Source organism: Bradyrhizobium sp., from assembly GCF_035570375.1.
Lineage (GTDB): Bacteria > Pseudomonadota > Alphaproteobacteria > Rhizobiales > Xanthobacteraceae > Bradyrhizobium.
The window spans coordinates 1-8684 of the sequence record NZ_DATMLW010000121.1 but is presented as its reverse complement, the minus strand read 5'-3'; the positions used below and the strand labels follow the sequence as shown (position 1 = coordinate 8684).

Sequence of the window (8684 nt, the reverse complement as noted above, 5' to 3'; positions counted from 1 at the left end):
CGACAATGACGTCGCCCACGGTGGCATAGCGGCGCTTGGAGCCCCCAAGCACCTTGATGCACATGACACGGCGTGCGCCTGAATTATCGGCCACGTCGAGGTTGGTCTGCATCTGAATCATTGATGCACCTCGTCCTCTTTTCTCGCGCGAAGTTGCGCCTAAAAATTTTCCCGAAAGTCGAAATCCGGCCAGGCCGGATTCGACCTTTAGGCCGTTTTCTGATGTTCGCCCCGGACCACCGTCCAGCGCTTCAATTTCGAGATCGGCTTGCTTTCCTCGATCCACACCGTGTCGCCCGGCTTGAATTCGTTCTTCTCGTCGTGCGCATGGTAGTTTTTCGAACGGCGGATCGTCTTCTTGTAGATCGGATGGGTGAAGCGGCGATCGACGCGCACCACAACCGTCTTGGACTGCTTGTCGCTGACGACCACGCCTTGAAGCGTACGTTTCGGCATGTTCAGTCCCCTACTTCTTCTTCGCGCGGACTTGCGCGGCAATGGTCTTGATGCGGGCGATGTCGCGGCGGGTTTCACGCAGCCGCGACGTGTTCTCCAGCTGCCCCGTTGCGCGCTGGAAGCGGAGGTTGAAGCGCTCCTTCTTCAGATTGAGGACGGCATCGTCCATCTGATCGGGGCTCATCGCGCGGATATCGGCAATCTTCATCTTGGCCATGGCCGTCTTCCCTATTCCGCGATGCGCGCGACGAAGCGCGTCTTGATCGGCAGCTTCGCAGCCGCCAGCGCCAGCGCTTCCTTCGCGGTCTGCACCGTCACGCCGTCGATTTCGAAGATCACCCGGCCGGGCTTGACCCGCGCCACCCACAGTTCCGGCGTACCCTTGCCGGAGCCCATGCGCACTTCTGCGGGCTTCTTCGACACCGGGACATCCGGGAAGATACGAATCCAGACCCGCCCCGCACGCTTCATGTGACGGGTCAGCGCCCGGCGGGCGGCCTCGATCTGACGCGCGGTGATGCGCTCGGGCGCCATCGCCTTCAGGCCGAACTGACCGAATGACAACGCCGCGCCTGAAGTCGCGGTGCCGTGGATGCGGCCCTTATGCGCCTTCCGGAATTTGGTTTTCTTTGGTTGCATCATGGCGTTGAGCCCTCAAACCGTCTCTGTCTTTAGGCCGCTGCGGCATCGCGGCGGGGCCGCGAACCTTCACCCTCGGCCATCTTCTTGTCCTGGGCCATCGGATCGTGCTCGAGGATTTCGCCCTTGAAGATCCAGACCTTGACGCCGCAGGTGCCGAACGTCGTGAACGCGGTCGCCACGCCGTAATCGATGTCGGCGCGCAGCGTATGCAGGGGCACGCGGCCTTCGCGGTACCATTCCATGCGCGCGATCTCGGCGCCGCCCAGACGGCCCGAGCAGTTGATGCGGATGCCCTCGGCGCCCAGACGCATCGCCGACTGCACCGCGCGCTTCATGGCGCGGCGGAACGCGACGCGGCGCTCGAGCTGTTGCGCAATCGATTCGGCGACCAGCGTGGCGTCAAGCTCGGGCTTGCGGATCTCGACGATGTTGATCACGACATCGGAAGCCGTGATGTCGGCAACGCGCTTGCGCAGCTTGTCGATGTCGGCGCCCTTCTTGCCGATCACGACACCCGGACGCGCCGAGTGGATCGTCACCCGGCACTTCTTGTGCGGACGCTCGATCACGATTCTCGCCACCGCCGCCTGCTTGAGCTCCTTGTGCAGGATCTCGCGGATCTTGACGTCCTCGTGCAACAACTTGCCGTATTCGTTCTTGCCCGCGAACCAGCGGGAATCCCACGTCCGGTTGATGCCAAGGCGCAAGCCAATTGGATTGATCTTCTGACCCATCGTATTCTCCCGCGCTCCGTTAAGCGCTCGCCTCGACCTGACGAACGACGATCGTCAGCTGCGAGAACGGTTTAAAGACACGACCCGAGCGGCCGCGGCCGCGCGGAGCGAAACGCTTCATGACGATGCCGTTGCCGACATGCGCTTCCGCAACGACCAGATCGTCGACATCGAGGTCGTGATTGTTCTCGGCATTGGCGATCGCCGATTCCAGGCACTTCTTGACGTCGCCCGCGATCCGCTTGCGCGAAAACTGCAGGTCCGCGAGCGCAGCCGAGGCCTTCCTGCCGCGGATCAGTTGCGCGACCAGGTTCAGCTTTTGCGGGCTCACCCGCAGCATCCTGGCGACCGCCTTGGCCTCGTTCTCGGCGAGGCTCCGTTCGCGCTTTGGTTTGCTCATCGCTTAAGTCCTCAAGCCTTCTTGGCTTTCTTGTCGCCCGAATGGCCGTGGAAGGTACGCGTCGGCGAGAACTCGCCGAATTTGTGACCCACCATTTCCTCGTTCACCGATACCGGCACATGCTTCTGGCCGTTGTAGACGCCGAACACCAGGCCGACGAACTGCGGCAGGATGGTGGAGCGGCGGCTCCAGATCTTGATGACGTCGTGACGGCCGGACGCACGCGCTGCATCTGCCTTCTTGAGCAGCGAGCCTTCGACGAACGGGCCTTTCCAGACTGAACGAACCATGTCCGGCGTTCCTTACTTCTTCCGCTTGTGGCGGCTGATGAGAATGAATTTGTTGGTCGACTTGTTGGAGCGTGTCTTCTTGCCCTTGGTCGGCTTGCCCCATGGGGTCACCGGGTGACGGCCGCCCGAAGTGCGGCCTTCGCCACCGCCGAGCGGATGGTCGACCGGGTTCATCGAGACGCCGCGGTTATGGGGCTTGCGCCCGAGCCAGCGGTTGCGGCCGGCCTTGCCGATCGAGATATTCATGTGATCCGGGTTCGACACCGCGCCGATGGTGGCGGTGCAGCGGCCGTGAACCAGGCGCTGCTCGCCCGAGTTCAGGCGGATGATCACATATTCCTGGTCGCGGCCGACGATCTGGGCGTAGGTGCCGGCAGAGCGCGCCAGCTGGCCACCCTTGCCGATCTTCAGTTCCACATTGTGGATGATGGTGCCGACCGGCATGTTGCCGAGCGGCATGACATTGCCCGGCTTGACGTCGACGTGGGCGCCGGCGATCACGGTATCACCGACCGAAAGCCGCTGCGGCGCCAGGATATAGGCCTGGGTGCCGTCGGCGTATTTCACCAGCGCGATGAAAGCGGTGCGGTTGGGATCGTATTCCAGCCGCTCGACGGTCGCCGGCATGTCGAGCTTGGCGCGCTTGAAGTCGACGATGCGATAGGCCCTCTTGTGGCCGCCGCCGCGGAAGCGCACGGTGATACGCCCGAGATTGTTGCGACCGCCATTCGACAGCTTGCCCTCGGTCAACGCCTTGACCGGCTTGCCCTTGTAGAGCGCCGAACGGTCGACAATGATCAGCTGACGCTGGCCCGGTGTCGTGGGGTTGAATGTTTTCAGTGCCATCGCTGTGCCGCCTTATAGCCCGGTAGTGACGTCAATGCGGTGGCCCTCTTCGAGGGTCACTACAGCGCGCTTGACATCCGACTGCGAACCGAAAGTGCCGCGGAAGACCTTGGTCTTGCCCTTGCGCACCAGCGTGTTCACGCTCTTGACCTTGACGTCGAACAGCTTCTCGACGGCTTCCTTGATCTGCGGCTTGGTGGCCTTGCTCGCGACCTTGAACACCACCTTGTTGTGTTCGGAGGCCATCGTCGCCTTTTCGGTGACGACGGGAGCGACGATGACGTCGTAGTGGCGCGGATCGATGTTCTTCATTTGAAGCGCGCCTCCAACGCATCGACCGCCGCTTTGGTCAGCACCAGCTTCTGACGGCGCAGAATGTCATAGACGTTGATGCCCTGGATCGGCAGCACGTCGATATTCGGAATGTTGCGGGCGGCGGTGGCAAAACCCGCATTGAGTTCCGCCCCGTCAATGATCAAGGCGTTGGTCAGGCCGAGGCCGGAGAAATGTCCGACCAGCCCCCTGGTTTTCGCATTTTCCAGCGCAGCCTTGTCAATCACGATCAGGCCGCCATCCTTGGCCTTGGCGGAGAGCGCATGGCGCAGCGCCAGCGCACGAATCTTTTTCGGCAGATCGGTCGCGTGCGAACGCACCACGGGACCGAACGCGCGGCCGCCGCCGCGAAACTGCGGAACCCGCGCCGAACCGTGACGGGCGCCGCCGGTGCCCTTCTGCTTGTACATTTTCTTTCCGGTGCGCCAGACATCGGCGCGACCTTGCGTCTTATGGGTTCCGGCCTGGCGCTTGTTGAGTTGCCACTGCACGCAGCGCTGGATGATGTCCTTGCGCGGCTCGAGACCAAAGATCTCGTCGGAAAGCTGAACCGAGCCTGCGGCCTTGCCTTCGAGGGTCGTGACTTTCAATTCCATCTCACGCGCCCTCCTGCTGGGCCGGCGCTTCGGCCGCCTTCTCGCCGCCGGCGACCTTGAACTTGCCGGGCTTCGGAGCGTCCTTCGGCAGCGGCTTCTTCACCGCATCGCGCACCGCGATCCATCCGCCCTTGGAGCCAGGAACGGCGCCCTCGACCAGGATCAGGCCACGCTCGACATCGGTCTGCACCACCCGCAGATTGAGGGTGGTGATGCGATCGACGCCCATGTGACCGGGCATCTTCTTGTTCTTGAAGGTCTTGCCGGGATCCTGACGCTGACCGGTCGAACCGATCGAACGGTGCGAGATCGAAACGCCGTGGGTGGCGCGAAGGCCGCCGAAATTCCAGCGCTTCATGCCGCCGGCAAAACCCTTGCCGACGGAGGTGCCGGTGACGTCGACGAACTGGCCAACGACAAAATGGTCGGCCTGAATCTCGGCGCCGACCGGGATCAGCGCGTCTTCCGACACGCGGAACTCGGTGACCTTGCGCTTGGGCTCGACCTTGGCGACCGCGAACTGGCCGCGTTCGGCCTTCGGCATATAGACGGTCTTGCGCGAGCCCGATCCGAGCTGCAACGCGACGTAACCGTTCTTCTCGGTCGTGCGGTGACCGACGACCTGGCAATTGCCCAGCTTGAGCACGGTCACAGGGATATGTTCGCCGGTCTCGGTAAAGACCCGCGTCATCCCGACCTTTTGTGCGATCACTCCGGAGCGCATCTTCGTGCTTCCTGTTGTTGCTGTCCGCTGATTTTCACGGACGGGAGCTAAAGGTTAGAGCTTGATTTCGACGTCGACGCCGGCAGCAAGATCGAGCTTCATCAGCGCGTCCACGGTCTGCGGTGTCGGATCGACAATGTCGAGAAGGCGCTTGTGCGTGCGCATCTCGAATTGCTCGCGGCTCTTCTTGTCGACATGCGGCGAACGGTTGACGGTGAACTTCTCGATGCGGGTCGGCAGCGGAATGGGTCCGCGAACCTGGGCACCCGTCCGTTTCGCCGTGTTCACGATCTCGCGCGTCGACGAATCGAGAATCCGATGGTCGAACGCCTTGAGACGTATGCGGATGTTCTGGCCGTTCATAGCCGTAATCTTTCTTGGTGAGTGGCGAGTAGCGAATAGCGAATGGACCTCCATCCGCTACTCGCCATTCCCTATTCGCTTCCTTACTCGATGATGCTTGCGACGACGCCGGCGCCGACGGTGCGGCCTCCTTCGCGAATCGCAAAGCGCAACTTTTCTTCCATCGCGATCGGCACGATTAGATGCACTTCCATCGCGATGTTGTCGCCCGGCATCACCATCTCGGTGCCTTCGGGCAGGTGCACGACACCGGTCACGTCGGTGGTACGGAAGTAGAACTGCGGCCGATAATTGGTGAAAAACGGGGTGTGACGTCCGCCCTCCTCCTTGGTGAGGATGTAGGCCTCGGCCTTGAACTTGGTGTGCGGCTTCACCGAACCCGGCTTGCACAGCACCTGACCGCGCTCGACTTCCTCACGCTTGGTGCCGCGGAGCAGCGCACCGATGTTGTCGCCCGCCTGGCCCTGATCGAGCAGCTTGCGGAACATTTCGACGCCGGTGACGATGGTCTTCTGCGTGTCGCGCAAGCCCACGATCTCGATTTCGTCGCCGACCTTGACGATGCCGCGCTCGACGCGGCCGGTCACCACGGTGCCGCGGCCCGAGATCGAGAACACGTCTTCCACCGGCATCAGGAACGGCTGGTCGATCGGACGTTCCGGCTGCGGAATGTACTCGTCGACATTGCGCATCAGTTCGAGGATCGAGTCATGACCGAGCTTCCGGTCCTTGTCTTCGAGGGCGGCCAGTGCCGAGCCCTTGATAATCGGGATCTTGTCGCCCGGGAAATCGTACTTCGAGAGAAGTTCGCGCACCTCCAGCTCGACCAGCTCGAGCAGCTCCGGATCGTCCACCATGTCGCACTTGTTGAGGTAGACGACCATCGCGGGGACGCCGACCTGCTTGGCGAGCAGGATGTGTTCGCGGGTCTGCGGCATCGGGCCGTCGGCCGCCGACACCACCAGGATGGCGCCGTCCATCTGCGCCGCGCCGGTGATCATGTTCTTCACGTAGTCGGCATGGCCCGGGCAGTCGACGTGGGCGTAGTGCCGCTTCTGGGTTTCGTATTCGACGTGCGCCGTCGAGATCGTGATGCCGCGCGCCTTCTCTTCCGGCGCCTTGTCGATCTGGTCGTACGCCGTGAACGTTGCACCGCCGGTTTCCGCCAACACCTTGGTGATCGCCGCCGTCAGCGACGTCTTGCCATGGTCGACGTGACCGATCGTTCCGATGTTGCAGTGCGGTTTAGTGCGTTCAAACTTTGCTTTGGCCATTTGACTCTCCGTTCAGTCGTTAGCTGCCACCAACGACAATCAGGCAAACTTCTTCTGGACTTCCGCCGACACGTTTGCCGGCGCTTCCGCGTAGTGGTCGAACTGCATCGTAAAGGTTGCGCGCCCCTGGCTCATCGAACGCAGGTTATTCACGTAACCGAACATGTTCATGAGCGGCACCATGGCATTGATGACGTTGGCGTTGCCGCGCATGTCTTGACCCTGGATCTGTCCGCGCCGCGAATTCAGGTCGCCGATGACCGAACCGGTGTAATCTTCCGGCGTCACCACCTCGACCTTCATGATCGGTTCGAGCAGCACCGACTTGCCCCGCTGCAGCGCTTCGCGGAAACAGGCGCGCGTCGCGATTTCGAAGGCCAGCGCCGAGGAGTCGACGTCGTGGTACTTTCCGTCGATCAGCTGCACCTTGACGTCAACCACCGGGAAGCCCGCGACCACGCCGGAGGACAGGACGCTCTCGACGCCCTTTTCGACGCCGGGGATGTATTCCTTGGGCACGGCGCCGCCGACGACCTTGGATTCGAACTCGTAACCCTTGCCGGGCTCGTTCGGTTCGACCACGAGCGTCACCGCGGCGAACTGACCGGTACCGCCGGTCTGCTTCTTGTGAGTGTAGCTGTGCTCGACCCGCTGGGTGATGCGCTCGCGGAACGCCACCTGCGGCGCGCCGATATTGGCGTCAACCTTGTAGGTGCGCTTGAGGATATCGACCTTGATGTCGAGATGTAGTTCGCCCATGCCCTTGAGGATGGTCTGGCCGGACTCCTGATCGGTGGTGACGCGGAACGAGGGATCTTCCGCGGCGAGCTTTGCCAGCGCCACGCCGAGCTTTTCCTGGTCGGCCTTCGACTTCGGCTCGATCGCGATCTCGATGACGGGCTCCGGAAATTCCATCTTTTCCAGAATCACCGACTTGTTGGCATCGCACAGCGTGTCGCCGGTGCGCGCTTCCTTCAGCCCCGCCAGCGCGACGATGTCGCCGGCATAGGCTTCCTTGATGTCCTCGCGATTGTTGGCGTGCATCAGCAGCATGCGGCCGATGCGCTCCTTGCGATCGCGCGTCGAATTGATGACACCGGTGCCCGACACAAGCGTGCCTGAATAAATGCGGCAGAAGGTGATAGTCCCGACGAACGGGTCGTCCATGATCTTGAAGGCGAGCAGCGCTAAGGGCTCCTTGTCGTTGGCCTTGCGCACCACTTCATTGCCATCCTCGTCGGTGCCCTTGATGGCGGGCACGTCGACGGGCGACGGCAGGTAGTCGACCACCGCATCGAGCAGCGGCTGCACGCCCTTGTTCTTGAACGCCGAGCCGCACAGCACAGGATAGAAGGCGCCCGACAGCACGGCCTTGCGGATCAGCCTCTTCAGCGTCGCCTCATCGGGCTCCTTGCCGTCGAGGAAGGCGGCCAAGGCGTCATCATCGAGCTCGACGGCGGCTTCCACCATCTTCTCGCGATATTCCTTGGCCTGATCGAGCAGGTCGGCGGGGATGTCGACATAGTCGAATTTCGCGCCGAGCGATTCATCGTTCCAGACAATGCCCTTCATCTTCACGAGGTCGATGACGCCCTTGAAGTTGTTCTCGGCTCCGATCGGAAGCTGGATCGCAATGGGTCTCGCGCCGAGGCGATCGACGATGTCGGCGAGGCACTTGAAGAAGTCGGCGCCGGTCTTGTCCATCTTGTTGGCGAAGACGATGCGCGGAACGCGGTACTTGTCGCCCTGGCGCCAGACGGTTTCGGTCTGCGGCTCGACGCCCTGGTTGGAATCGAGCACGCATACCGCGCCGTCGAGCACGCGAAGCGAGCGCTCGACCTCGATCGTGAAGTCAACGTGGCCGGGCGTGTCGATGATGTTCAGACGCTTGCCGTTCCAGAACGCGGTGGTCGCGGCCGAGGTGATGGTGATGCCGCGCTCCTGCTCCTGCTCCATCCAGTCCATCGTCGCGGCACCTTCGTGCACTTCGCCGATCTTGTGGCTCTTGCCGGTGTAATAGAGGATG

At 62.3% G+C, this 8684-nt stretch carries 14 protein-coding genes; all 14 read right to left on the bottom strand.

Going from position 1 to position 8684, the window contains the following annotated elements:
* Positions 1-121, bottom strand: a 121-nt coding sequence (locus tag VNX23_RS12455; RefSeq protein WP_325630420.1) for an uL14 family ribosomal protein, incomplete at its 3' end; no start/stop codon positions are given.
* A gap of 86 nt (positions 122-207) precedes the next feature.
* Complete coding sequence (gene rpsQ, locus VNX23_RS12450; RefSeq protein WP_325630418.1) at positions 208-456, bottom strand: 30S ribosomal protein S17; 249 nt, start codon at positions 454-456, stop codon at positions 208-210.
* Positions 457-466: 10 nt separating this feature from the next.
* Positions 467-673: a 50S ribosomal protein L29 gene (gene rpmC, locus VNX23_RS12445; RefSeq protein ID WP_325630417.1), complete on the bottom strand. Its 207-nt coding sequence runs from the start codon at positions 671-673 to the stop codon at positions 467-469.
* Between the two features lie 11 nt (positions 674-684).
* Positions 685-1098, bottom strand: coding sequence for a 50S ribosomal protein L16 (gene rplP / locus VNX23_RS12440; protein WP_325630416.1), 414 nt, complete (start codon positions 1096-1098; stop codon positions 685-687).
* Between the two features lie 29 nt (positions 1099-1127).
* Positions 1128-1832: a 30S ribosomal protein S3 gene (gene rpsC / locus VNX23_RS12435; protein ID WP_325630414.1), complete on the bottom strand. Its 705-nt coding sequence runs from the start codon at positions 1830-1832 to the stop codon at positions 1128-1130.
* Between the two features lie 19 nt (positions 1833-1851).
* Complete coding sequence (gene rplV, locus VNX23_RS12430) at positions 1852-2232, bottom strand: 50S ribosomal protein L22 (protein ID WP_325630412.1); 381 nt, start codon at positions 2230-2232, stop codon at positions 1852-1854.
* 11 nt (positions 2233-2243) lie between these two features.
* The gene (gene rpsS, locus VNX23_RS12425; RefSeq protein WP_027536815.1) at positions 2244-2522 is read right to left on the bottom strand and encodes a 30S ribosomal protein S19; all 279 of its coding nucleotides are present in this window, start codon (positions 2520-2522) and stop codon (positions 2244-2246) included.
* Between the two features lie 12 nt (positions 2523-2534).
* On the bottom strand, positions 2535-3368 hold the full coding sequence (gene rplB / locus VNX23_RS12420; RefSeq protein ID WP_325630408.1) for a 50S ribosomal protein L2: 834 nt from the start codon (positions 3366-3368) through the stop codon (positions 2535-2537).
* Between the two features lie 12 nt (positions 3369-3380).
* Positions 3381-3680, bottom strand: coding sequence for a 50S ribosomal protein L23 (locus tag VNX23_RS12415; RefSeq protein ID WP_325630406.1), 300 nt, complete (start codon positions 3678-3680; stop codon positions 3381-3383).
* Positions 3677-4297 carry a 50S ribosomal protein L4 gene (gene rplD, locus VNX23_RS12410; protein WP_325630404.1) on the bottom strand — a complete coding sequence of 207 codons (621 nt, stop codon included), beginning with the start codon at positions 4295-4297 and terminating at the stop codon, positions 3677-3679. Before rplD ends, VNX23_RS12415 begins: the two co-directional genes overlap by 4 nt.
* A 1-nt stretch (position 4298) precedes the next feature.
* Positions 4299-5021, bottom strand: a complete 723-nt coding sequence (rplC, locus tag VNX23_RS12405; protein ID WP_325630402.1) for a 50S ribosomal protein L3 — start codon at positions 5019-5021, stop codon at positions 4299-4301.
* Between the two features lie 54 nt (positions 5022-5075).
* A complete protein-coding gene (rpsJ, locus tag VNX23_RS12400; RefSeq protein WP_011473876.1) occupies positions 5076-5384 on the bottom strand; it encodes a 30S ribosomal protein S10 in 309 nt (102 codons plus the stop codon).
* Between the two features lie 83 nt (positions 5385-5467).
* Positions 5468-6658 carry an elongation factor Tu gene (gene tuf, locus VNX23_RS12395; RefSeq protein WP_325630397.1) on the bottom strand — a complete coding sequence of 397 codons (1191 nt, stop codon included), beginning with the start codon at positions 6656-6658 and terminating at the stop codon, positions 5468-5470.
* A gap of 39 nt (positions 6659-6697) precedes the next feature.
* Positions 6698-8683, bottom strand: a complete 1986-nt coding sequence (gene fusA / locus VNX23_RS12390; protein ID WP_325630395.1) for an elongation factor G — start codon at positions 8681-8683, stop codon at positions 6698-6700.
* Position 8684 lies beyond the last annotated feature (1 nt).

Excerpts from the sequence above, each read along its gene's own strand:
- rplD (WP_325630404.1), bottom strand. The coding sequence starts at position 4,297 with ATGGAATTGAAAGTCACGACCCTCGAAGGCAAGGCCGCAGGCTCGGTT.
- rpmC (WP_325630417.1), bottom strand. The coding sequence starts at position 673 with ATGGCCAAGATGAAGATTGCCGATATCCGCGCGATGAGCCCCGATCAG.
- VNX23_RS12415 (WP_325630406.1), bottom strand. The coding sequence starts at position 3,680 with ATGAAGAACATCGATCCGCGCCACTACGACGTCATCGTCGCTCCCGTC.
- rpsS (WP_027536815.1), bottom strand. The coding sequence starts at position 2,522 with ATGGTTCGTTCAGTCTGGAAAGGCCCGTTCGTCGAAGGCTCGCTGCTC.
- tuf (WP_325630397.1), bottom strand. The coding sequence starts at position 6,658 with ATGGCCAAAGCAAAGTTTGAACGCACTAAACCGCACTGCAACATCGGA.
- rplB (WP_325630408.1), bottom strand. The coding sequence starts at position 3,368 with ATGGCACTGAAAACATTCAACCCCACGACACCGGGCCAGCGTCAGCTG.
- rplP (WP_325630416.1), bottom strand. The coding sequence starts at position 1,098 with ATGATGCAACCAAAGAAAACCAAATTCCGGAAGGCGCATAAGGGCCGC.
- rpsQ (WP_325630418.1), bottom strand. The coding sequence starts at position 456 with ATGCCGAAACGTACGCTTCAAGGCGTGGTCGTCAGCGACAAGCAGTCC.
- rpsJ (WP_011473876.1), bottom strand. The coding sequence starts at position 5,384 with ATGAACGGCCAGAACATCCGCATACGTCTCAAGGCGTTCGACCATCGG.
- rplV (WP_325630412.1), bottom strand. The coding sequence starts at position 2,232 with ATGAGCAAACCAAAGCGCGAACGGAGCCTCGCCGAGAACGAGGCCAAG.
- rpsC (WP_325630414.1), bottom strand. The coding sequence starts at position 1,832 with ATGGGTCAGAAGATCAATCCAATTGGCTTGCGCCTTGGCATCAACCGG.
- rplC (WP_325630402.1), bottom strand. The coding sequence starts at position 5,021 with ATGCGCTCCGGAGTGATCGCACAAAAGGTCGGGATGACGCGGGTCTTT.